At 69.7% G+C, this 23,452-nt stretch carries 20 protein-coding genes; 9 read left to right on the top strand and 11 right to left on the bottom strand.

Going from position 1 to position 23,452, the window contains the following annotated elements:
* The first annotated feature begins 76 nt into the window (after window positions 1-76).
* Window positions 77-658: a hypothetical protein gene (locus QM714_RS10145; RefSeq protein WP_415100048.1), complete on the top strand. Its 582-nt coding sequence runs from the start codon at window positions 77-79 to the stop codon at window positions 656-658.
* 9 nt (window positions 659-667) lie between these two features.
* On the opposite strand, the gene QM714_RS10140 is transcribed toward QM714_RS10145, so the two are convergent.
* Entirely contained in the window at window positions 668-1,081 is a 414-nt protein-coding gene (locus QM714_RS10140) for a type II toxin-antitoxin system VapC family toxin (protein WP_415100046.1), read from the bottom strand.
* The gene (locus QM714_RS10135) at window positions 1,078-1,314 is read right to left on the bottom strand and encodes a type II toxin-antitoxin system Phd/YefM family antitoxin (RefSeq protein WP_415100044.1); all 237 of its coding nucleotides are present in this window, start codon (window positions 1,312-1,314) and stop codon (window positions 1,078-1,080) included. Before QM714_RS10135 ends, QM714_RS10140 begins: the two co-directional genes overlap by 4 nt.
* A gap of 112 nt (window positions 1,315-1,426) precedes the next feature.
* Between QM714_RS10135 and QM714_RS10130 the strand changes: the two genes are divergently transcribed.
* The 3 genes from QM714_RS10130 to QM714_RS10120 all read left to right on the top strand — a co-directional run bounded on the left by QM714_RS10130 (window position 1,427) and on the right by QM714_RS10120 (window position 5,705).
* Window positions 1,427-4,975 (top strand): ATP-binding cassette domain-containing protein, encoded by a 3,549-nt coding sequence (locus QM714_RS10130; RefSeq protein WP_415100042.1) that lies wholly within the window; start codon window positions 1,427-1,429, stop codon window positions 4,973-4,975.
* A gap of 83 nt (window positions 4,976-5,058) precedes the next feature.
* A complete protein-coding gene (vapB, locus tag QM714_RS10125) occupies window positions 5,059-5,292 on the top strand; it encodes a type II toxin-antitoxin system VapB family antitoxin (RefSeq protein WP_415100040.1) in 234 nt (77 codons plus the stop codon).
* Window positions 5,289-5,705 (top strand): type II toxin-antitoxin system VapC family toxin, encoded by a 417-nt coding sequence (locus QM714_RS10120; protein WP_415100038.1) that lies wholly within the window; start codon window positions 5,289-5,291, stop codon window positions 5,703-5,705. Before vapB ends, QM714_RS10120 begins: the two co-directional genes overlap by 4 nt.
* Here QM714_RS10120 and typA read toward each other — a convergent pair whose 3' ends face one another.
* The 7 genes from typA to QM714_RS10085 form a co-directional block, all read right to left on the bottom strand.
* The gene (gene typA, locus QM714_RS10115) at window positions 5,706-7,604 is read right to left on the bottom strand and encodes a translational GTPase TypA (RefSeq protein WP_415100036.1); all 1,899 of its coding nucleotides are present in this window, start codon (window positions 7,602-7,604) and stop codon (window positions 5,706-5,708) included.
* Between the two features lie 151 nt (window positions 7,605-7,755).
* Window positions 7,756-9,870, bottom strand: coding sequence for a S9 family peptidase (locus QM714_RS10110; RefSeq protein ID WP_415100034.1), 2,115 nt, complete (start codon window positions 9,868-9,870; stop codon window positions 7,756-7,758).
* 14 nt (window positions 9,871-9,884) lie between these two features.
* Window positions 9,885-10,472, bottom strand: a complete 588-nt coding sequence (locus QM714_RS10105; protein WP_415100032.1) for a helix-turn-helix domain-containing protein — start codon at window positions 10,470-10,472, stop codon at window positions 9,885-9,887.
* Window positions 10,469-12,214, bottom strand: coding sequence for an ABC transporter ATP-binding protein (locus QM714_RS10100; protein WP_415100030.1), 1,746 nt, complete (start codon window positions 12,212-12,214; stop codon window positions 10,469-10,471). Before QM714_RS10100 ends, QM714_RS10105 begins: the two co-directional genes overlap by 4 nt.
* The gene (locus tag QM714_RS10095) at window positions 12,211-13,074 is read right to left on the bottom strand and encodes an ABC transporter permease (RefSeq protein WP_415100028.1); all 864 of its coding nucleotides are present in this window, start codon (window positions 13,072-13,074) and stop codon (window positions 12,211-12,213) included. The genes QM714_RS10100 and QM714_RS10095 overlap by 4 nt, the downstream gene beginning before the upstream one ends.
* Complete coding sequence (locus QM714_RS10090; protein WP_415100026.1) at window positions 13,071-14,036, bottom strand: ABC transporter permease; 966 nt, start codon at window positions 14,034-14,036, stop codon at window positions 13,071-13,073. Before QM714_RS10090 ends, QM714_RS10095 begins: the two co-directional genes overlap by 4 nt.
* A gap of 10 nt (window positions 14,037-14,046) precedes the next feature.
* Window positions 14,047-15,669 (bottom strand): ABC transporter substrate-binding protein, encoded by a 1,623-nt coding sequence (locus tag QM714_RS10085; RefSeq protein WP_415100024.1) that lies wholly within the window; start codon window positions 15,667-15,669, stop codon window positions 14,047-14,049.
* Window positions 15,670-15,848: 179 nt separating this feature from the next.
* On the opposite strand from QM714_RS10085, the gene QM714_RS10080 reads away from it, so the two are divergent.
* Window positions 15,849-17,210, top strand: a complete 1,362-nt coding sequence (locus QM714_RS10080) for a protealysin inhibitor emfourin (RefSeq protein ID WP_415100022.1) — start codon at window positions 15,849-15,851, stop codon at window positions 17,208-17,210.
* A 14-nt stretch (window positions 17,211-17,224) separates the two neighbouring features.
* Here QM714_RS10080 and QM714_RS10075 read toward each other — a convergent pair whose 3' ends face one another.
* Window positions 17,225-17,656: a MarR family winged helix-turn-helix transcriptional regulator gene (locus QM714_RS10075; protein ID WP_415100020.1), complete on the bottom strand. Its 432-nt coding sequence runs from the start codon at window positions 17,654-17,656 to the stop codon at window positions 17,225-17,227.
* A 96-nt stretch (window positions 17,657-17,752) separates the two neighbouring features.
* Between QM714_RS10075 and QM714_RS10070 the strand changes: the two genes are divergently transcribed.
* From QM714_RS10070 to QM714_RS10055, 4 genes are read left to right on the top strand one after another with little or no spacing between them, the layout of a single operon-like run.
* Window positions 17,753-18,568 carry a crotonase/enoyl-CoA hydratase family protein gene (locus tag QM714_RS10070; RefSeq protein WP_415100018.1) on the top strand — a complete coding sequence of 272 codons (816 nt, stop codon included), beginning with the start codon at window positions 17,753-17,755 and terminating at the stop codon, window positions 18,566-18,568.
* Entirely contained in the window at window positions 18,565-20,598 is a 2,034-nt protein-coding gene (locus QM714_RS10065) for an acetoacetate--CoA ligase (RefSeq protein ID WP_415100016.1), read from the top strand. Before QM714_RS10070 ends, QM714_RS10065 begins: the two co-directional genes overlap by 4 nt.
* A gap of 1 nt (window position 20,599) precedes the next feature.
* Entirely contained in the window at window positions 20,600-21,535 is a 936-nt protein-coding gene (locus QM714_RS10060; protein WP_415100014.1) for a 3-hydroxyacyl-CoA dehydrogenase NAD-binding domain-containing protein, read from the top strand.
* A gap of 46 nt (window positions 21,536-21,581) precedes the next feature.
* Window positions 21,582-22,478, top strand: coding sequence for an amidohydrolase family protein (locus QM714_RS10055; RefSeq protein WP_415100012.1), 897 nt, complete (start codon window positions 21,582-21,584; stop codon window positions 22,476-22,478).
* Here QM714_RS10055 and QM714_RS10050 read toward each other — a convergent pair.
* Window positions 22,456-23,451 (bottom strand): Gfo/Idh/MocA family oxidoreductase, encoded by a 996-nt coding sequence (locus QM714_RS10050; RefSeq protein ID WP_415100010.1) that lies wholly within the window; start codon window positions 23,449-23,451, stop codon window positions 22,456-22,458. The genes QM714_RS10055 and QM714_RS10050 overlap by 23 nt on opposite strands.
* Window position 23,452 lies beyond the last annotated feature (1 nt).

The following is a 23,452-nucleotide window of genomic DNA, read 5'->3' as shown; positions in this document are numbered from 1 at the left end:
GGGGTGACACCCTGACGCGATAGGGGTGCGGCGGTGCCGATGATGCGAGGGCTCGTCCCCACTCGAAAGGGCTCTCATGAAGGTGCGCATCACCCCCTCGTTCGTCGTGGCCTGCTTGGCGCTCGTGATCGCGACCACCGGCACGGCGTTCGCCGCCGGCAAGATCACCGGCAAGCAGATCGCCAAGAACGCGATCGTCAGCAAGCACGTCAAGGACGGCAGTCTCGGCACCGCCGACCTCTCGGCGAAGGCCCGCGCCGACCTGGCAGGAGCCGCTGGCCCGGCCGGACCAGCAGGTCCCAAGGGCGACAAGGGTGACAAGGGTGACAAGGGTGACACCGGCGCGACGGGGTCGACCGGACCGCAGGGGCCGGCCGGGATGCTGGGTCTGTCGAAGGTGTCGGTGAACGGATCGGTCATCGGCAGCGGGGCGAACACCTTCTGGGTCGACTGTGGCTTCAACAAGGTGCTGCTCGACTGGGCGTTCTCGGATGCCGCCAACCACGACAACCTGGTCGCCACCTCAAAGTACGTCTACAGCACGACCTCGGGCGCAGCGTTCGGTCTGCCGCAGAAGGCGGGGATCCGGGTCCGCAACCTCGATACGCTGGTGACCAACAACTTCACGCTGGTCGGGCTCTGCGTCACTCCGACCTGAGTCTCGGGCCTACGCCTCCCACGGGTTCACGACCGGCACACCCGTCGGCTCGAAGTCGGAGACGTTGCGGGTCGCGACGGTGAGACCGTGCACCAGCGCGGTGGCGGCGATCAGGGCGTCTCGCTCGGGTCGCGGGTCCGAGACGTGGAGTGCGGCGGCTCGCCTGGCGACGGTCAGATCGACGGGCAAGAGCCGGTCGGCATACCCGATCAGGATCTGCTCGTCGAGCCAAGACCGCAGCAGGGCGCCTTGGTGTGCATCGCGCCTTTCGGTCAAGAGGACACCGGCCTCGATCTCGCGGACCGTGACGACGCTGACGAAGGCCTGTCGTCTGTCGATCGCGGCCGCCCACCTGACGACATGCTCGTCCGCGGTCCTCCTGCGCAGTTCGCTGACGACGTTCGTGTCGAGCAGGAAGCTCACAGGCTGGCCACCCGACCTGGTGTGCGGGAGATGACAGGCTCGAACTCGGCGTCGGCCTCCATCAGGAGGGAGTCGCGGATGGTTCCGGCGCCGGTCAGGCGCTCGTACTCGTCGATGTCGAGGATCACGATCGTGGGCCTACCCCGATCGGTGACGAAGACCGGACCGTCCTTGGCCAGGGCTTTGACGCTTGACGGCGACTGATTGAAAGTCCGTGCATTGACAACGCTCATCGGCCTCACCTCCATGACAATGTTACTACGTAACTACAACTGAGAGGAACGCTCGCCCCGAACCGTGAGAAATCGAATGGCGGATCTTGGCTCGGCTTCCTAGGTTGGACTGGTGCCCTCTCCCACGCTGTCCGCGCCAGACACCGCGTTGACAGCCACCGCGGAGGGGACCCTCCCGGCAGGCAGGACACCGGTCGACTGGCGGCGGCTGCGCCGACCCGCGACGGTGGCCTGTCTGGTCGGGTCGCTGGTCGCCGCGACCTCGGCATCACTCGGCTCGATCGCGGCCGGAAGACTGACCGACCAGGCGACCGGACGGCTGGTCGCTGTGCTCGCGCTCTGCCTGGTGGGCGGTGCGCTGATCGACACGGTGGCCAAGACGGGCTGGTTCGTGATCGTCGACCGGACCGAGGGCGCGCTGCGCGCCGATCTGCTCGAGGCGGCCCTGGACCAACCTCTGTCGGCCCTGACCGAGCAGGCCGTCGGCGAGATTCTCGACCGGATCGACGACGACACCCACGAGGTCGGTCAGCTGCTCCGGTGGCCGGTGTGGCTGGCGATTCGCACGCTGCTCGCGTCGGGTCCACTCTGGCTGGTCGCTGGCTTCACCTGGTGGCCGGCGTTCGTGTTGTTCCCGCTGGCCGGTGTGCTGGCGATTGCGGTTGCCCGCCCGCTGCTGCCCGGTGTGGCCGAGCGCAAGGTGCTCGAGGAGATGGCCTGGACCGACCACGCAGCGGTGATGGAGGAGGGGGTCGCCGCGCGCGACGACCTGCGCACCAGCCATGGCCAGGCGCATGTCCCGCGTCGGAGCAGTGCGCTCGCTGCCGAGATCTTGCACAGGCTCAAGGCCGTGCTCGAGCTGGAGACGCGGATCACCCGCCGCACCGGTGTCCTGTTGCACGGGCTGCTCGCCGGAGTCGGCGTGGTGGGGACGGCGCTCGTCGTCGGCGACCGGATCAGTACGGCGTCGCTGGTGACGCTGTTCCTGGTCACCTCGACCTTCGTCGGTCAGGTCGACATGCTCGCCCGACACCTACCCGACCTGCAGGCCGGCTTCGGTGCCGTGCTGCGCCTGCGCGGCATGCTCGCCTCGCCCGCCGAGCCGGAGGGCGGCCTGCCGATTGCCGGCGACCACTGCGATGTGGAGTTCCGCGACCTCCACTTCGCCTACGAGCACGGGACCTTCGCCCTGCACGACATCAACCTGAAGGTCCCCGCCGGGCACACCTGCGCCCTCGTCGGCCGGACCGGGTCGGGGAAGTCCACCCTCGCCTCCCTCCTCTCTCGCGCGGTGGAGCCGGAGCCCGGGCAGGTGTTCCTGGGTGGCGTCGACGTGCGTGACCTGGACCTGCAGAAGCTGCGAGCCGACGTCGGCGTGGTCACCCAGCGCACCGAGATCCTGGCCGGCACCCTCGCCGACAACATCACCCTCTTCGCCGACGTGCCACGCGACCAGGTGGAGGCGGCCGTGGAGACGCTCGGGCTCACCGCCTGGGTCGCCGGCCTGCCAGGTGGGCTCGACACGCTGCTCGGACCGGGCGGGGCGAGCCTCTCGGCCGGAGAGGAGCAGCTGGTCGCCTTCGCCCGCCTGCTCGTGCGCGACGTCAAGGTCGTGATCCTGGACGAGGCGACGGCACGGATGGACCCGGTCACCGAGGCCCGAGTGGTCGCCGCGGCGGGCCGGCTGCTGATCGGCCGGACCGGCCTCCTGGTCGCCCATCGCCTCTCGACCATCGAGCGCGCCGAACAGGTCGCCGTCCTGGAGCGCGGACACGTCGTCCAGCACGGCTCACGCGAGGAGCTGGCCCGCGTCGACGGCCCGTTCCGCCGCCTGCTCGAGGCCTCCGCCGAGAGCGGTGATCTCGACCCAAGCGAGCGCACCGAGCTCGATGCCGTGCAGCGTGACGCGGTGGACGGTCATGTCATCGGCACGGCGCGTCGTACCACCCAACCTCCACCCAAGCCGAAGCTGCGGCCGATCCCGAGCCTGGCGCGCACCACGTTCCGCGCGATGATCAGCAACCCTGGCTGGGGTCTGGCCGGGATGGGCCTGTTCCTGGTCGCGTCGATCACGGGTGCGTTCGGCGCGGTCACCGGCTGGACCTGGGGCCACCTGGTCACCACTCTCCAGCGTGGAGATTCGCCATGGCTCCTGGTGGTGGCGCTGGTGGCCTCACTGCTGGTGTCACCGCTGCTGCTGTCGCAGGCGTTCTGGCTCTATCCGCGTTGGTGGGTCTCCGTCCAGCTCGGCGTGCGCACCGCCGTCCTGCACGGTCAGACCGCGCAGCGTCGTCTGGTGCGTACGCCGCCCGGCGAGGCGGTCGCCCGGGCGATGGATGCCGACCGGATCACCCGCTATGCCGACCGCTGGGTCGACTTCGTCAACGGGTTGGTCATCGTCGTGGTCACCGCGCTGATCGCCGGCACCTGGCTCGCCGGCGGCATCCTGCTTGCGGTGATGGCATCGGCCGCGCTCGCTTCCTCGATCGGACGCCGCATCGCGGGTCGCTCGGCCGCGGCGTCCTCCGCGGCCAGAGCCCACTTCGGGCGGTCGCTCGTCTCGGCACTGGACTCGGTGCGGACGGTCAAGCTCGCAGCCGCCACCCCCGCCATCCACGCCCACCTGCGGGAGGTCGACGGCGGGCGGGTCGCGGCCGCGGTGCGGGAGCACCGGATCCAGGCGCTGCTGGACGGCGTCCCGGTGGTGATGGTGCAGGGCGGCGTGGTCGCCGCATGGGCGGGCCTGGTGACCGGACACTGGGGACTGGCAACGACGCTGCTGGTGACCAACGCGGTCAGTGGCTTCGACTGGTTCGGTCGGGTGGCTGGCGCGATCGTCACCGAGGCACCAGGAGTGCGCGCCTGGATGCGGGCGACCAGCATCCTCGCCGGCGGCGGCGACATCACCCAGCTGCCGCCGGGAGTCGACCTGCGGACCGGCGCCGCCCCCGACCCGGCGCCAGCGGTGCGGGAGCCATTGCAGTCCATGACCGTCCGTGGTCTGGCTGCCATCCACGACGACGGCACCCTCGGCGTCAGCGACGTCGACCTGACCATCTCCTCGGGCGAGCTGGTGCTGCTGCTCGGCCAGGTCGGCTCGGGCAAGTCCAGCCTCCTCGCCGCGCTCGCCGGCCTGGTCTCCTCGACCGGCACCATCTGTTGGAACGGGCGCGAGCTCACCGACCTGGAGCTCGACCTGCGGCCAGGTCGGATCGCGATCGTGACCCAAGTGCCGCGAGTGCTGTCGGGCACCTTCGCGGACAACATCACCCTCGACCACGACGACCGCGAGATCGGACCGGCCGTCGCGACCGCCCGCCTCGACCGCGATGTCGAGGAGGCGGGCGGCGCCGACGCGCTGGTCGGGCACCGCGGCGTACGCCTCTCCGGCGGGCAGGTCCAACGCCTTGCCCTGGCCCGGGCGTTGGCCTGCCGAGCCGAGGTGCTGCTCGCCGACGACGTCTCCTCAGCCCTCGACGCGGCTACCGAGGTCGAGCTCTGGCAAGCCCTGCGGGCTACCGGTGCCACCGTGCTCGGCGCGACCAGCAAGGCCGCCGCGCTCGCCCAAGCTGACCGCGTCGTCGTGCTCGCCGACGGCGCCGTGGCCGACCAGGGCCCGTGGCGCGACCTGGTCGGTCGGTGGGCACACCTGGCTGGCTGATCAGCCGCGCCGGGCCGGGTCGGTTGATGCTCGGCGAATCCGTGTATATCCTAGACGTATATCCATTCTTGGAGTCGATGCCGATGACCACCACTCGACTGTTCCGCAGCAACCGCACGCAAGCGGTTCGGCTGCCCAAGGATGTCGCCTTCCCTGACGGGGTCACCGAAGTAGAGGTTCTGGTCGTTGGAGATGCCCGGATCGTGGTCCCTCAGGGCCGCCGCTGGGACTACTTCTTCGGCCATGGGCTCGAAGTGACCGATGACTTCATGACCGAGCGGGAGCAACCTCCAGTCCAGGAGCGGACCACGGTGTGATCACCCACCTGGTCGACACCGACATCTGCATCGAGGCGCTGCGTCGTCGAAACGCCCTCGTTGCGCAACGCTTCCTGAGCATGGACCGCGCGCTCGCTGTCTGCAGCGTCACCGCCAGTGAGCTGCACTACGGCGCCGCGCGGTCGACTGACCCTCGTCGCAATCACGCAGCCGTGGAGGAGTTCCTGGCCCTCGTGACGGTGCTCCCATTGGATGCCGCGGATGCTGAGAGCGCCGGCGTGATCCGGGCCGAGCTCGCGCACCGTGGGACACCGATCGGCGGGTACGACATCCTCATCGCTGGGCAGGCCCGAGCGCGTTCACTCATCCTGGCGACGGGCAACCTCGCCGAGTTCGGCCGCGTCGAGAGGCTGCGCGTCGAGGACTGGTCAGGGCGCCGGGGAGGCAGCTGATCAGCCGCGCCGGGCCCGGGCGGCTGCCTTGGCGCGGGTGTGGGCGTCGAGGGCGACCTTGCGGATGCGGACGGTCTCGGGGGTGACCTCGACGCACTCGTCCTCGCGGCAGAACTCCAGGCTCTGCTCGAGGGAGAGCTTGCGGGGCGGGATCAGCTTCTCGAAGTTGTCGGAGGTGGAGGAGCGGATGTTGGTCTGCTGCTTCTCCTTGGTGATGTTGACGTCCATGTCGTCGGCTCGGGAGTTCTCGCCCACGATCATGCCCTCGTAGACCTCGGTAGTCGGCTCGACGAAGAGGACGCCGCGCTCTTGCAGGTTCGTCATCGCGTACGCCGTCGCGGCGCCGGCGCGGTCGGCCACCAGCGACCCGGTCGAGCGGGAGCGGATCTCGCCGGCCCACGGCTCGTAGCCCTCGAACACGTGGTGCGCGATGCCGGTGCCGCGGGTCTCGGTGAGGAACTCGGTCCGGAAGCCGATCAGTCCGCGCGCCGGGACCAGGAACTCCATCCGCACCCAGCCGGTGCCGTGGTTGGTCATCTGCTCCATCCGGCCCTTGCGGGCGGCGAGCAGCTCGGTGATCGCACCGAGATGCTCCTCGGGCGCGTCGATGGTCAGCCGCTCGACCGGCTCGTGCAGCTTGCCATCGATCTCGCGAGTGACCACCTGCGGCTTGCCGACGGTGAGCTCGTAGCCCTCGCGCCGCATCTGCTCGACCAGGATCGCCAGGGCGAGCTCGCCGCGGCCCTGCACCTCCCAGGCGTCGGGGCGGTCGGTGGGCAGGACACGGAGCGAGACATTGCCGACCAGCTCGCGGTCCAGCCGGTCCTTGACCAGGCGGGCGGTCACCTTCGAGCCCTTGACCCGGCCGGCCAGCGGGGAGGTGTTGGTGCCGATCGTCATCGAGATGGCCGGCTCGTCGACGGTGATCAGTGGCAGTGCCTCGGGATGCTCGGGGTCGGCCAGCGTCTCGCCGATCATGATGTCGGGGATGCCGGCGATGGCAGCGATGTCGCCCGGGCCGACCTCCGCTGCCGGGACGCGGTCCAGCGCCTCGGTCACGAGCAGCTCGCTGATCTTGACCTGCTTCTGGGTCCCGTCGCGCTGGATCCAGGCGACCTGCTGGCCCTTGCGCAGCGTGCCCTGGTGGATCCGGACCAGCGCGATCCGGCCCAGGAACGGAGAGGCGTCCAGGTTGGTCACGTGGGCCTGCAGCGGCGCCTCGTCGTCGTACGTCGGCGCCGGGATCGCCTCCAAGATGGTGCGGAAGAGCGGTTCCAGGTCGGGGGAGTCGGGCTGGCCGCCGTTCTCCGGCATCTCCAGCGAGGCGCGGCCGGACTTGGCCGAGGCGTAGATCACCGGGAAGTCGAGGGCGTCGTGGGAGTGGTGCTCGTCGAGCAGGTCGAGGAAGAGCTCGTAGGTCTCGTCGACCACCTCCGCGATCCGGGCGTCACCACGGTCGACCTTGTTGACCACCAGCACCACGGGCATGTCGGCGTTGAGCGCCTTGCGCAGCACGAACCGCGTCTGCGGCAGTGGCCCCTCGGAGGCGTCCACGAGGAGCACGATCCCGTCCACCATCGACAGGCCGCGCTCCACCTCGCCGCCGAAGTCCGCGTGGCCGGGGGTGTCGATGATGTTGATCGTGGTCGGGCCGCCGGTGAGTTCCCGGGCGGCGGGTCCGTCGTACTTCACCGCGGTGTTCTTCGCGAGGATGGTGATGCCCTTCTCGCGCTCCAGGTCGCCGGAGTCCATGATCCGCTCCGCGACGCCGGTCTCCTCCTGGTGCTCGCTGAACGCCCCCGCCTGGTGCAGCATCGCGTCGACCAGGGTCGTCTTGCCGTGGTCGACGTGGGCGACGATCGCCACGTTGCGCAGGTCGGTGCGGCTCTGGCTGGGCATGCGGAGGTCCTTCTTCGGTGGCTTCGGGGAGTGGTTGACGAGCACTCCATTGTCTAGGAGCGCCCCGGCCCACTCCTAATCCGCCAGAACGCCGTGGGACGTCGTCCAGATTGTCTCCCCGGCGACCGGGGAGGAAGACGTCTGCAGGGGGTCAGAGGAGGAAGCGGGTCAGCCAGTCGACCAGGGCCTCGTCGTGGGCGAGCCGCCCGGCGATCGGGCCGTAGGTGCTGCCTTCGTGCGGGGAGTCGGGAAGGACCAGCACCTCGGTGGGAGTGCCGGTGCGATGGACCAGACGGTGCATACCCCAGGCCTGGTGGTTGGGGCAGCGGCGGTCATCGGCGCCGATCACGAACAACAGGGGAGTGCGGCAGCGGTGGGCGTGCAGGGCGGGCGACTGCTCCAGGTAGGTCGCGGGGATCTCGTGCAGCTCCCCGCCCATCTGCTGGGCGAAGAAGGGGACGGCGATGTCGCTGGTCGAGGCCATCGAGACCAGGTCGGTGACCGGGTTCTCGGCAACGGCCGCTCGGAACCGGTCGGTGGTCGAGGCCAACCATGTGGCGAGGTAGCCGCCGTAGGAATTGCCCGCCACGCCGAGCCGCTCCGGGTCCGCCCAGCCCAGCTCGACAGCGTGGTCGACGGCAGCGAGGAGGTCCCGGGTCGGCCCTTCGGCCCAGTCGCCGCGGATGGCGCCGCCGAACTCTGCGCCGTAGCCGGTCGACCCACGCACGTTGGTGTAGAGCACGCCGAATCCGGCCGCGCAGAGCGCCTGCGCGTCGAGGTTGAACGCCTCGCCGAAGGCGAACTGTGGTCCGCCGTGCACGAGCACCACCGTCGGCAGCGGCCGGCCCGGGTCACCGAGGAACCAGAGGTCGAGCTCGCGGCCCTCGGCACGGAAGTGAGTACGCCGCACCGGTGCCGCCGCGGGAGCCCCTTCGGCGAACCGGGTGAGTCGGCGCAGCTTGACCTCCTCTAGGGTCTCGGCCGATCCAGGCCCAGGAAGCGGCACCGCCCAGAGGTCGACGGGTTGATCGGCCGTCTGCACGGTCAAGAACACCTGGCCCCCAGCGACCGCGAACGGCGACAGGCACCGGTCGCCGTCGAGGAACGGCCGCCAGCTCAGAGTCTCTCCTTCGGGAGTCTCTCGTTCGGGGTGAAGAAGGGGTGACGCCGCCGGCCGGCCGAAGCTGGCCGGCGGCGCCACGGTGAGTTGACCGACGCCCAAGCGACCCCGGCAGCCAGTCCTGACGAGCAAGCCGTCAGGACCGATGGGGGAAACCGCCGGGGCAGGGTCGTCGGCCAACTCGGCCGGTTGGTCTCCGTAGACATCTCCTAGCAGCTCGATCTCGGCGCCATCCACGCCCGGGTCTGCGTTGAAGTCGACCTCGCACTGGTGGGCGCCAGCAGCGGTGACCTGCCACATCCGAGGCGGGCTGCCGAGCGGCTGGTCTTTCGGCTCGGCCACCAGAGCCAACAGGTGGTCGTCGTCGCGCCAGGCGAGGGTCAGGGTCCGCCCACCGGGGACGGCGGGCTCCTCGATGCGCGCCGGAGCGTCGGCGCCGCGCTGCGCGGGCTCTCCGAGATCGACCAGGCGCAGATGCGATCCCGAGCGTCGACCGGCGGGATCGATGGACACCGTGGCGGCCAAACGGCGGCCGTCGGGAGACCAGGTCGGGCCGGACCAGCGCCAGCCGCCACCGTCGACCGAGGCGTCTGCCTCCGTGAGCACACGAGAGGACCCAGCGACCAGATCCAGGAGCACCAGTTGGGGCGGGTCCTCCAGCGGTCCGAGGCCGTCGAAGGCCGGAATCGGCCGGGTCCACCGGTAGGGCCGACTCCGATCGATCACCGCGCCGCTCCGGGCCGCCAGCGCCAGGAAGCGACCGTCCGGTGACCAGGCCGGAGGTGAGGTGGGCTCGCCCAGATCGCCGTACACGGTCACGGTGTCGGCGAGCCGAGCCGGGTCGTCGATGGCCAAGGACTCAGCCTCGGCGGGCTTCGAGACCACGACGGCACCTTGCCCGTCTCGCTTGCCGAGGAAGGCGAGCGCCGTGCCATCGGGGCTCCACACGCCACTATGGTCGCCTGCCGTCGCCCCGGGAGCCGGACTCAGCGCCAAGCTCCGCGTGTCGAGCACGAGCAGCTCGACGACCGGCTCGTCTGCGCCCACGGGCACGCTGGTCACCGTGAGCGCGATGCGATCGCCGTCCGGTGTGACGCTGGCGTGCAGCGGAGCACGCAAGGCGAGGTAGGCGGCCGTCGTGGTCATGGGCGCTGCGCGCCTCACTCGTCGACGTAGCACACGACGCTGAGCAGCGTCGCTGCCTCGGCGGCGGTGGAGTACGCGTGCGCCAGCGCGGAGGAGAAGCGGACGGTGTCGCCCGGGCCGAGCGGATAGTCCTGGTCACCGACCGTGAGGGTGAGATGTCCGTCGACCACGTAGGCATACTCCACCGAGCCGCGCCCGTGGTCGCTCGGCACGCCGACGGTGTGCGGCGGAAGATAGCCTTCGGAGAGGTCGAAACGGCGCCGCTCCAGCTCGGCGAAGAGCATCCGAGCGCGCGCCTTCACCCCACCGGTGGACGCCGACCGGACGATCTCCGGCTCGGTCGGCACGATCCGAGTGAGCTCGGCGAAGGTCAGGTCGAGCGCTTCGCCGAGCTTGACCACGACCGAGAGCGCTGGGTTGGCGCGCTCCCGCTCGATCTGGGACAAGAAGCCCTTCGACAGACCGGTGAGCTCGGCCAGGTCGCGCAGACTGAGGCCGCGGGTGAGGCGAGCGCGGCGTACGTTGGCGGCGACCGCCGCGTGCACGGCACTCTCGCTGGCAGCGTCGGCACCGGGCTCCTGTTGTGACATGGGCGCACTCATCGCGGACCACCTCCCGGGACCGAGGCAAACAGTTGACGAGTGTAGGCGTCTTGGGGGTCGTCGAGCAGACGATCGATGTCGCCCTGCTCCACGACGCGACCCTGCGCCATCACGTAGGCGCGGGTGGTGACCTGGCGCACCACGGCGAGGTCGTGGGTGATGAACAGCAATGCCAGGCCGAGGTCGGCGTGCAGAGCCTTGAGCAGGTTCAGGATCTGCGCCTGGACCGAGACATCGAGGGAGGAGACCGCCTCGTCGCAGATCAGCAGGTCCGGGCCGGGCGCGAGCGCGCGGGCGATGGCGACCCGCTGCTGTTCGCCGCCGGAGAGGGCGCGCGGCTTGCGTTTGGCGTACGACGTCGGCAGGCCGACCATCTCCAACAGCTCCGGCACCTCGCTCCGAGGTCGGTCACCGGCCCGCAGCGCCTCGGCAAGGGCGGCGCCGACGCTCATCGCCGGGTTGAGCGCGGAGAACGGGTCCTGGAAGACGATCTGGGCCCGCCGGGGATCGTGCCGCCTGCCGCCGGCCGATGCAAGCGGCCACTCGACGGTGCCTGAGTCGAGTCGCTCGAGCCCGGTCAGACATCGGGCCAAGGTGGTCTTGCCCGATCCGGACTCGCCGACAATGCCGACGGCCTCGCCGACGGCCACGGTGAGGTCGACGCCGTCGAGCGCGGGTGGTGCGTCTGCGGAGAACCGCCGGGTGGCACCCTCGACCCGCAGCATCACCCGGTCGGGGTCGACCGGCGGGCCGCTGATCGCCGGCGCCAGCGGGATCGGGTCGACCCCGGCGGTCAACGGCTTCCAGCAGCGCAGCGGGAAGGGATCCTCGACCAGCGGTGGCTCCTCGGCGCGGCAGTGGTCGTCGGCCAGCGGACAGCGAGCAGCGAACGCACAGCCTTGCTTGACCTCCCACGGTCGCGGCGCGCTGCCGCCGATCGCGGGCAGCCGCTCCACCCGGCGATCCAATGGGGGGTCGCAGTCGCGGAGTGCGGCGGTGTAGGGGTGGCGTGGCCGAGAGAGCACCTGGTCGCGGGGGCCGCCCTCCATCAGGCGTCCGGCATACATCACCGTGATCGCGTCGGCGCGCTCTTCGGCCACCCCGAGGTCGTGGGTGATCAGCAGCACCGCCATGCCACGCCGCTGCCTGATCCGATCCAGCAGGTCGAGCACCTCGCGCTGCGTGGTCACATCCAGGGCGGTGGTCGGCTCATCGGCGATAAGGACCTCGGGATCGGGTGCCAGGCTGGCCGCCATGGCGACCCGTTGGCGCATCCCCCCGGAGAGGTGGAAGGGATACTGCCGGGCCACCCGGGCGGGCAGGTTGACCTCGGCCAGCCGCTGGACGACCTCCTCGCGAGTGCGACGTCCGGCCGGGAGCGCTGCCGCGATCTGATCGCCACAGCGGTGGATCGGGCTCAACGACGTGAAGGGGTTCTGCAGGAGTAGTGCGATCCCGGTGCCGCGCAGCCGGTGCAGCTGCCGGCTGTCGGTGGCGAGGTCGATCTGCCGATCACCGAGGCTGAGCGTGCCGGTGGCGGTCACCGCGGGAGGCAGCAGTCCGGTCATTGCCTTGGCTGTCATCGACTTGCCGGAGCCGGACTCTCCGACCACGGCGAGGCAGTGGCCCGGCTCGACGGCGAGATCGAGGCCGGTGACGATGCGGCCGCGTGGTCCGGTGACGGTGAGGTCGTCGACGCGCACCTGGTGCCTATCGGCTTGAGTGACCCGGGCTTCGGTCATGCCTCCACCCCGGCCCGCTCTTGCCACCAGTCGCCGAGCAGGTTGATGGCGGTGGCCGTGACGATCAGCAGGACGCCCGGGACGATCGAGGCAGCGGCGTTGATGCTGAGCAGATCGCGACCGTCGCTGAGCTGGCGCCCCCAGTCCGGCTGCCCCGGCGCGATGCCCAGGCCGAGGAAGGACAGCGCAGACATCGAGACCAGGGCGAAGGCGACGTTGAGCAGCATGGTGGTGAGCGCGACGTTGAGCACGTTGGGCACCAGATGGCGGAACATGATGCGGCGACTGGACAGACCCAGCACCCGGGCCGACTCGATGTAGGGCCGGGTCGCCTGGGACAGCGTGGCCCCTCGGATCATCCGGATGTCGGTCGGGGAGAAGAGCAGGATCAGCACCGCCACGGTGGCCCAGTAGCCGCCGTCGACGAGTCCGGCGACGACCAGGGCGATCAGGGTGCTGGGCAGCGCCAGCAGCAGGTCGGCGTACTTGCTGAGCAGCAGGTCGACGACCCCGCCGCGATAGCCGGCGAGCGTTCCCAAGAGCAGCCCGATCAGCATCGAGCCGAGTGCGATCACGACGGGACCGATGATCGCGGTGCGGGCACCGGCGATCGACATCTGCAAGATGTCGCGACCGACCTGGTCGGTCCCGAACAGGTGCCCGGGGCTGCCCGCCGGCAACCGTGCGGAGTAGATGTCGCCCCTGGCGGCGTCGGGCACCAGCCAGCCGGAGAAGAGGGCGCAGAAGAGTACGGCGACCAGCGGGATGCCGCACAGCACCGGGATCGACGGCACGCGACGCCGGGTGCGCTCGTCGGGGTCGAGCAGGTCGGCCGGGCCCAGCCCGGCAAGGCTGGTCATGAGGTTGCTCGCTGTCGCACGCGGGGGTCGATGACCAGGTAGGCCAGGTCGACGGCCAGCGCGGTGAGGGCGATGACGGCCGCGGTCAGCAGGGTGATCGCCTGCACCACGGGGATGTCCTTGAAGGTGACCGAGCTGGCCAGCAGAGCGCCCAGACCGCCCAGACCGAAGGTGACCTCGACCAGGATCGTCCCGCCGAAGAGGAACGCGAAGACCAGCCCCAGACTGGTCACGATCGGGATCATCGCGTTGCGCAGCGCCAGCTGCCGGGTCTGTCGGTGGGAGAGGCCACGGCTGCGGGCGAAGGTGACATAGTCCTGTCGCAGCTCGTTGAGGACTGCCGTCCTGGTGAGCTTGTAGACCAGGGCAGCCAGCCCGATCGCCAGCGTGATCGCGGGCGGCACCAGGTGCCACCAGCGATCCCAGCCGGGGTCACCGTTGCCGTAGACCGGGAACAGCCGCCACTGCACGCCCAGGACGTAGATCAACAGCATGCCCACCGCGAAGCTCGGGGCGCCCACCCCGACCACGGCCAACACGCTGACCGTCCGGTCCATCGGCGACCCGGCGTGGAAGGCGGCGCCGATGCCCAACGGCAGGGCGATCAGCAGGGTGAAGAGGAAGGCCAGCCCGGCCAGCTGGAGCGTGAGCACGGCCCGATCCGCGATCAGCGCGCCCACGCTCACGTTGCCTCTGATCGAGTGGCCCAGGTCGCCGTGCAGGACGCCGGTCAACCAGGAGAGGTACTGCTGCCAGAACGGCTCGTCGAGGTGGTACTGCGCACGGATCTGCGCGAGCGTCTCCGGGTCGGGCGTCCGGGGTCCGAGCAGGTTGCGGGCGGGGTCGCCCGGGGTCAGGTGCAGCAGTCCGAAGACCACGAACGAGGCGACCAGGAGCAGCGCCACCGTCGCTGCGAGGCGGACGGCGACGAAACGCGCGAGTCCCCAACTGCCGCCGGTCATGACGAGAAGGTCAGGACTCGCGGGTCAGGATCCGCGGGGTCCACGGCGACAAGAAGGTGTAGGAGCCGAACTCCTCGATCGTGTAGTGGTCGTTGATCGCGGTGGCGGCCTCGCCCCACCACAGCGGGAAGTAGGGCAGCTCCTCGAGGGCGACCTTCTGTGCCTCGATGATCAGCTGGACCCGCTTGGCCGGGTCGGTCTCCTTGCGCTGCTGCGCCATCAGGTCGTTCACGTCGTCGTTGGAGAACGATGCGGGGTTGCCCTCACCGAAGAACCAGGTGGCCAGCTCGGCGGGGTCGCCGGTGGCGTTGAAGTACCACATGTAGGCCAGCCCCCAGTCCTCGGAGCCGATGGTGCCGTACCACTTCTCGACCGGCATCTCCTTGACCTCGATCTTGATGCCGAGCGGGTCCACGGCTTGGGCGAGCGCCTGGAATGCCTGGCTGATCTGCGGTGCGCTGGTGGACACTCCGACCGTGGTCGAGAAGCCGTCGGGCACCTTGGACTTGGCCAGCTCCGCCTTGGCGGCGTCGACGTCGAAGTCGATCTCGAGGACGGGTGCGAGCGCCTCGCGCGCCGCGTCTGCGCCACCGAGCACCGACTCGATCTGTTGGGGCGTGGTCAGTGCAGTGGCGACCTCGCCGTGACCGCCGAGCAGCTTGTCCACGAACGCCTTGCGGTCGCAGCACATCGCGATGGCGCGCCGGACGTGGATGTCGTCGAACGGCTCGACCGCGGTGTTGAAGTCGATGCCGACGTAGGAGCGGTCGGGCGCGAACATCACCGTGGTGTCCTCGGTGTCCTCCCACTGCTGGGCCTGGTCGAGTGAGATCGCCAGGGCCAGGTCGATGTCGCCGGACTCGCGGGCGAGCAGGCGGGTCGACTCCTCCTCGATGAAGTCGATGCGGACCTTCTTGACCGGCGCCTGGCCGCCCCACCAGGTGTCCACTCGCTCCAGCTCGAGGGTCGAGTCGGGCTGGAACTTGGTGACCCGATACGGTCCGGTGCCCATCAAGAACGCGTCCGGGGTGCCGAGCTTGCCGTCGTGCGCCTCGACGTACTTCTTCGAGGTGATCCAGAGCGCGTTGGCGGCGCAGGGTCCCCACTCGAAGGCGACGTCGGGACTCTTCAAGGCGATGGTGACCTCGCGGTCGCCGGTCTTCTTCACCGACGTGGTGTTGGCCCAGTAGTAGGCGATGTTCGGGGAGTGCTTGTCGCTGCGGGCCAGCTCGATCGAGTAGAGGACGTCGTCGACGGTCATCGGCGAGCCGTCGCTGAACTTCGCGTCCTCGCGCAGGGTGTAGACGTAGGTCGTCGGGTCGGTCTGCTTCCAGGACTCCGCCAAGGCGGCGACCAGCTTGCCGGTGCCGTCCGGGGCGACCAGGCCCTCGGCCACCAGCGCCGCGACGTAGTAGTTGAAGTTGCCGGCCTCCTGGCCGGGGTAGAGGGTCGACAGCGTGGCGGGGATCGCGACCACCAACTCGTCGATCTCCTGGGCGGAGAACTTGCCGGTAGCGGCGTTGTCGTCGCTCTTGTCGCCGCCGGGACGCGAGCACGCGGCGATCAGCGCGACCAGGGCGGCGGCGCCGGTGCCCTGCAGGACGGTGCGACGAGTGACGGATGGCTGCGGCATGCGGGACTCCTGGCGCCGTTTAGTGATATGACCCAACTGGGTCTGCACAATAGACGACGATATCAAGATCGAACAGCCCCATCCGGGGGTTGAACCGCGCCGCTCGTCTCGCCCACCCGTCCCGCCCGCCGAGACCGCGGTCCCTGTCGCATGTCGGCCCCGGGTGGTAGACCAGTGATATGAGTCTCGGAGCCTGCTGCCAGTTCGTCCCACCCTTCCTCCTTGAGCGCATCGCGGAGTCTGCGCCGCCGGAGGGGCTCGCCGCGAACAGCGACGCGGCAGCCGTGCACTGCGCGGAGTCCGCGGCCGCCACCCTCGCCCACGACGCTGAGCTGCGCCGACTGCGAGACTCCGCGACGATGGCCGGGCCGGGGGTCGGTGCTGGACCTCAGGCCGCGGACGGTGCTGCGTGGGGCGTCTACACCGCCGGCAACGGCACCTCCCTCCCGGGCACGTTGGTGCGCGACGCCGACCAACCCGAGTCCGGGGACGCCGCGGTCGACGAGGCGGCGTACGGCGGACAGGCGACCTTGGACCTGTTCGAGGAGGCCTACGACCGGGCCTCCTTCGACGGTGCGGGGGCGCGGGTCGTGATGACCGTGCACTACGGGCGCAACTACGACAACGCGTTCTGGAACGGCACCCAACTGGTCTTCGGTGACGGCGACGGGCAGATCTTCGACCGGTTCACCAAGCCCGTCGACGTGCTCGGCCACGAGCTGACCCATGCCGTGACCGAGCACACGGCCGGTTTGACCTACCGCGACCAGTCCGGTGCGCTCAACGAGTCCATCTCGGATGTGTTCGCCTGCTGCGTCAAGCAGCGCCTCCTCGGTCAGAGTGCCGACCAGGCCGACTGGCTGATCGGTGTCGGCCTGTTCCTGCCCGGGGTCTCGGCGCGGGCGCTTCGTGACATGGCCAACCCAGGCACGGCGTACGACGACCCGCGGCTGGGCAAGGACCCGCAGGTCGGACACATGGACGACTACGTGCGGACCTCCGACGACAACGGCGGGGTGCACCTCAACAGCGGGATCCCCAACCGCGCGTTCTACCTCGCCGCGACCGGCATCGGCGGCTCGTCGTGGGACGGCGCCGGCGCGATCTGGTATGCCGCTCTCACCTCCGCCTCGGTCGGCCCGTCCACCGACTTCGCCGGCTTCGCCGCGGCCACGATCGCTGCGGCCGGCGAGCATGTCGATGCCGTCACGCGAGCCTGGGCCGAGGTCGGGGTGAGCGCGCCCGGCCGGATCGAGGTGCGCCGCTCCGGGGGGTTCGCCGGGATCACGACCTCCGGTGCCGTCGACCTCGCCGGTGACGACCCGGTGGCGGGCCGGGCGCGTGACCTCGTGGCTCGCCTCGACACCGATGCGCTGGCCACTGCGGCTGGCGCGCACCGAGCGCCACAGCCGGACCGGTTCAGCTACACGTTCTGTGTTCCCGGCCGCAGCGACGTCACCGTCGGCGAGCCCGACCTCACCGACGACTTGCGTAGCCTGGCCCGGCTCGTCCTCGGGGACGAGGAGGAGGGCCGCGGCTAGGGAACCAACTTTTCCTAGCGAAGCGCCTCCCAGGCGCGGTGGAGAGCGGACCGGAAGGTGGCGATCTCGGCGGGGGAGAGGTCGGCCACCATCTGCCGGGCGAGTTCGGAGACCCTGGCCTCGTGGTCGATGAGGAACTCGCGGCCAGCGTCGGAGAGGTACACCAGCACCTCCCGCCCACTGTTCGGGTTGGGCTCGCGTCGGATGAGTCCTCGGCGTTCGAGGGGTTTCAGCATGTCGGCCATCGACTGCGGGGTGACGAACGAGTTTCGCGCCAAGGCAGCGGCCGTCACGCCGTGCTCCCGGGCAAGAACGGTCAACGCCGTGTATTGGAGCGTCGTCACGCCGGAACCGCGCAGTGCCTCGTCGAGGCGAGCGCGCACGACCAACTCGAGGCGCTTGACCTGGTAGAGGATCGACGGGCCGGTGGAGGGCTCTTCGGTCATGGGTTTGCTCTGATCCGGGGTCGGTTATTGACAGGAATCCTGATGATACTTCATAGTAGAGAACTAGCAGGATTCCTGTCTGTTTGGAGCGCGAAGATGGATGCCTCGATCGGGAAGCTCCCCGAGTCCCTTCGGTTGGACCGCCGCGACGCGGTCGCGGTGCTGACCCTGGCCCGCGCACACAAGCGGAATGCGCTTGACGACGAGACCATTCGGGGCATCGGACGCTTCTTTGCGGACCTGCCGGCCTGGGCCAGGGTCGTGGTCCTGGCCGCCGACGGTGACCACTTCTCGGCCGGTCTCGACCTCGGCGAGTTGAGCGAGCGGGACGCTGTCGAAGGCATCCACCATTCCCGGATGTGGCACCGGGCCTTCGGTGAGATCCAGAGCTCGACGGTCCCGGTGATCGCCGTCTTGAAGGGCGCCGTGGTCGGAGGTGGCCTCGAGCTCGCGACGGCGGCGCACTTGCGCGTCGCCGAGCTGTCCACCTTCTTCGCCCTCCCAGAGGGCCAGCGTGGACTCTTCGTGGGCGGCGGGGCATCGGTGCGGGTCTCGCGCCTCATCGGCACCCAACGGATGACCGACATGATGCTGACCGGACGGGTCCTGTCAGTCAGCGAGGGCACGGCTGCGGGCTTGACGGACTACGAGGTCGGCGACGGCGACGGTCTCGACCAGGCTCTCGAGCTCGCCGGCCGGATCGCCAGCAACTCCTCGGTGACGAACTTCGCGGTCCTGCAGGCACTGCCGCGCATCGCGGAGGCGGATCCCGAGACGGGTTACGTCTTGGAGTCGTTGATGGCTGCCATCGCGCAGAGCAGCCCCGAGGCCAAGCAGCGGATGGCCGACTTCCTTGCCGGTCGGGCGGCCAAGGTCGGTGCCGGGCGAGCTGCGGGCGAAGCATCGCGATGAGTTCTACCCCGGTGCCCGCCGAACCCGAGCTGCTCTACGAGCCCCATCCAGAGGGGGTTGCCCGCGCTCGGGTGCAGGACTTCATGGCCTGGCTGCGCACGGAGAAGGGCTTGGACGTCGCCACCTGGGACCAGCTGCAGCGATGGTCCGTCGAAGAGCTCGAGGCATTCTGGGAGAGCATCTGGCAGTACTTCGATGTCCAGACTCACTCGCCCTACCAGGCGGTGCTCGCCGACCGAGCGATGCCTGGCGCTCGGTGGTTCCCCGGCGCGACCCTCAACTACGCCGAGCACTGCTTCGATGCCTCGCGCGACGCCAGCGCCATCGCCGTCCTCGGCGTCTCCCAGACCCGGGAGCCGGTCGAGCTCACCGTCACCGAGCTGGCCGAGCTGGTGCGCCGTGCTCGGGCCGGCCTCGCTCGGCTGGGCGTCGGTCGGGGTGATCGAGTCGCCGGCTTCCTGCCGAACTGTCCGGAGGCCCTGGTTGCCTTCCTCGCGACCGCGAGCCTCGGTGCGGTGTGGTCCAGCTGCGCGCCGGAGTTCGGTGCCCAGAGCGTGATCGATCGGTTCGACCAGATCGAGCCGACGGTCCTCATCACGGTCGGCAGCTACGTCTACGGGGACAAGGTCATCGACAAGAGGGCCGAGGTTGCGGAGATCAGGTCGGCGCTAGCCAGCACCGAGCACGTGGTGCACGTGCCCTACGGTCCACTCGATATCGACGACCCTGACATGGACGGCCCCCATCCCAACGGCATCGTGCCGTGGAGCGAGATCGTCGCCGAGACCGAGGAGCCGCTCGACTTCGAACCGGTCCCCTTCGACCACCCCCTCTACATCCTCTTCTCCTCGGGCACGACGGGAAAGCCGAAGGCGATCATCCACCGCCACGGCGGGATCCTGCTCGAGCACCTCAAGTGCCATGCGTTCCACTGGGACCTCGGCCCGGGCGACCGTCTGCTGTGGTTCACCACTACCGCCTGGATGATGTGGAACAGCCTGGTCTCGGCACTCCTGGTCGGGGCCGGCGTGGTCATGATCGACGGCAACCCGTTGTATCCGGGGCTGAGGTTCCAGTGGGAGCTCGCCGCGCGGACGGGGGCCACCTTGATGGGCGCCAGCCCCGGCTACCTGATGGCCTGTCGCGCGGAGGGCATTCGCCCTGCTGAGGAGTTCGACCTCTCGCGGCTGCGTCAGCTCGGCGTCGCAGGGAGTCCATTCCCGGCAGAGGGCTTCCACTGGGTGGCCGAGCAGTTTGGCAGTCGAGTCTTGCTCAACGTCGGCAGCGGCGGCACCGACGTCTGCACCGGCCTGGTCCAGGCCTCACCCCTGACGCCGGTCTACGTCGGCGAGATGTCCGGCGCCAGCCTGGGCGTCGACGTGAAGGCGTTCGACCCCGAGGGCAACCCGATCGTCGGTGAGCTGGGCGAGCTCGTCATCTCCTCGCCGATGCCCTCGATGCCGGTGGGGTTCTGGGGGGACGACGACGGTCGCGCTCTCCGCGCGGCGTACTTCGAGAGGTACGACGGCGTGTTCCGGTTCGGCGACTGGTGTCGCTTCTCCGGCGTCGGCTCGTGCGTGATCACCGGCCGCTCGGACGCCACCCTCAACCGTGGTGGGGTCCGTCTGGGCACCGCGGAGTTCTATCGGGTCTTGCAGGAGGTCCCTCAAGTCGCCGACAGCGTGGTCGTCCACCTGGAGGACCCCCACGGTGGCATGGGTGAGCTCATCCTCTTCGTGGTCTTGGCCGACGGTCTCACCCTCGACGACGCCCTGAGGACGACACTCCTACGCGCTATCCGCCGCAGCCTCTCGCCCCGCCACGTGCCCGACACCGTCGTCCAGGTGGCAGCCGTGCCCTACAGCCGGACCGGCAAGAAGCTGGAGGTCCCCGTCAAACGGATCTTGCGGGGCGCCGCGCCCGACGAGGCTGCCTCGCCCGGTGCGCTCGTCGACCCGGGTGCGCTGGACGCCTTCGTCGGGTTCGCCCGCGATCGTGCGTCGACCAGCGACCCGCAGCCGGGTGTGTGACGTGGACGGCCGCATCGCCGTCATCGGCACCGGCGTCATCGGCGCGAGCTGGGCCGCACAGTTCCTGGCTGCCGGCTACGACGTGATCGCCTACGACCCCGCCACCGGCGCGGAGGCGCGCAGCCGCGCTGCCGTCGCGGAGGCGTGGCCAGCGCTCACCCGGCTCGGTCTGGCGTCGGGCGCATCGTTGGCTCGGCTCTCCTTCACCACCGATCCAGCGGTGGCGGTCGCCGAGGCCGTCTTCGTCCAGGAGAGCGGCCCCGAGCGGGCCGACCTCAAGCAGCACCTGTTGACGACCATCGACCAGGCTGCACCGGCCGACACCGTCATCGCCAGCAGCTCGTCGGGGCTGAGGCCGACCGAGTTGCAGCAGATGTGTGCGGCCCACTCCGAGCGGGTGCTCGTCGGACACCCGTTCAACCCCGTCCACCTGATCCCACTCGTCGAGGTGGTGCCCGGCGAGTCCACCAGCGTGGCCGCTGTCGAGAGGGCAATGGCGCTCTACACCTCGCTCGGCAAGCGGCCGATCCTTGTCCGTCAGGAACTCCCCGGACACGTCACGAACCGGCTTCAAGCCGCCTTGTGGCAGGAGGCGTACTCCCTCGTCGAGCGCGGCGTCGTGTCGGTCGCCGACATCGACGCCGCCATCGCCTGGGGGCCTGGACTGAGGTGGGCGCTGCTCGGTCCACTGCTGAACCAACACCTGTCGGGGGGTGCCGGCGGCATGGCGCACACGCTGGCGCATCTCGGTCCGCCCGCGGAGGCCTGGATGGCCGACCTCCGTCGTGCTCGCCTCACCCCCGAGCTGACCGACCTCCTCGTCCGCGGCGTCGACGAGGAGCTGGCTGGTGTCGACCTCGGCGAGCTCATCCAGCAGCGCGACGACCTGCTCGTCGCCCTGCTCGAGGCCAAGCGCGACCGCCGTGCCCTCCCCTGAATCAACACTGCCCTAGGTCTGATCCACCCCTGAGTGAAGAGGAGCCATGACGGTCTACTCACCGAGCATCGAGACCGCTGCGATCACCGCGATCGACTTCCACACCCACGTCGAAGCCGACGGCCGCGGACACCTCTCGCTCGACCAGGAGCTGATGGACGCCTCCGCCGCCTACTTCCGGGGCGACCACCCGCGCACGCCGACCGTGACCGACCTTGCCAACTACTACCGGGAACGGCACATGGCCGCGGTCGTCTTCACCGTCGACGCCCGGACCGGTCTCGGCCATCCGCCGCTCTCAAGTGAGGAGATCGCCCGCGCCGCCGCCGAACATGCGGACGTGCTGATCCCGTTCGGCTCGGTCGACCCTCACCGAGGTGCGGCCGCCGTGGCGCAGGCACGCAACTTGGTGGAGGAGTACGGCGTCCGCGGCTTCAAGTTCCACCCCGGACTGCAGGCGTTCTCCCCGAACCAGCCGGAGTTCCGCCCCCTGTGGTCGGTTCTGGAGGAGCTGGGCACCGTCGCCTTGTTCCACACCGGCCAGACCGGCATCGGCGCCGGCCTGCCGGGCGGACGGGGCATCAAGCTGCGCTACTCCGACCCGCTTCTCCTCGACGACGTCGCGGCCGACCACCCTGGGCTGACGATCGTCATGGCACATCCGGCCGTGCCGTGGGTGGACACCCAGATCTCGATCGCCACCCACAAGGCGAATGTGTACGTCGACCTGTCCGGCTGGTCGCCGACGTACTTCCCGCCGCAGCTGGTCAGGCAGCTGAACGGACCGCTTCGCCACAAGGTCCTCTACGGATCCGACTTTCCGGTCATCACTCCGGATCGCTGGTTCCGTGACCTCGCTGCTCTCGAGATCAAGGACGAGGTCAAGCCACTCCTCTTCAAGGAGAACGCGCTGCGGGTGCTCAGCCTGGAGTCTGCGCGGTGAGCTCGTCCTCGAGCAGGGCCAGCGTCCGGTAGCACGGCATCACCTGGGCGATGGAGGCGTTCGGCTCGCGGCCCTCGCGGATCGCCGCGACGAACTCCCGGTCTTGGAGCTCGATGCCGTCCATGGACACATCCACCTGGGTGACGTCGATCGGCCGCTCCTTGCCGTCGACCAGGTCGTCGTACCTCGCGACGTAGGTGCCGGTGTCGCCGATATAGCGGAAGAACGTGCCCAGTGGGCCGTCATTGTTGAACGACAGCGACAGCGTGCAGATCGCGCCGCTCTCAGTGCGCAGCTGGATCGACATGTCCATCGCAATGCCGAGTTCGGGGTGGATCGGACCCTGGATCGCGTTGGCCTGCACGATCGGCGAGCCGGTCTGGTAGGCGAACAGGTCGACCGTGTGAGCGGCATGGTGCCACAGCAGGTGGTCGGTCCATGACCGCGGCTGGCCGAGAGCGTTGAGGTTCTTGCGGCGGAAGAAGTAGGTCTGCACGTCCATCTGTTGGATGGAGAACTGGCCGGCCTCGACGCGACGGTGCAGCCACTGGTGGCTGGGGTTGAACCGCCGCGTGTGGCCCACCATCGCGACCAGGCCGGTGCGCTCCTGTGCGGCCTGGCACGCCTCGGCGTCGGCGAGGGAGTCCGCCAGCGGGATCTCCACCTGCACGTGCTTGCCTGCGTCGAGGCAGGCCAAGGTCTGTGCGGCGTGGATCGGGGTGGGCGTGGCGAGGATGACCGCATCGACGTCGTCGGCTGCAAGCGCCTCGTCGAGCGATCCGACCGCGCGCCCCACGCCGTGCTCGGCGGCGAACTCCCGCGCGGCGTCGAGGTTGCTGCTGACCACGGTGGTCAGCTCGACGTCCTCGATCCGCTTGAGGGCGTTGGCGTGCTTGGCGCCGAAGGCACCTCCGCCCGCCAGCGCGATGCGGACCTTGCCTGCGCTGATGCCTGGGCTGATCTCCGGGCTCATG

It is taken from the genome of Nocardioides sp. (genome assembly GCF_047602075.1).
Taxonomy (GTDB): domain Bacteria; phylum Actinomycetota; class Actinomycetes; order Propionibacteriales; family Nocardioidaceae; genus Nocardioides.
This window is presented reverse-complemented; position numbering and strand designations above follow the sequence as displayed.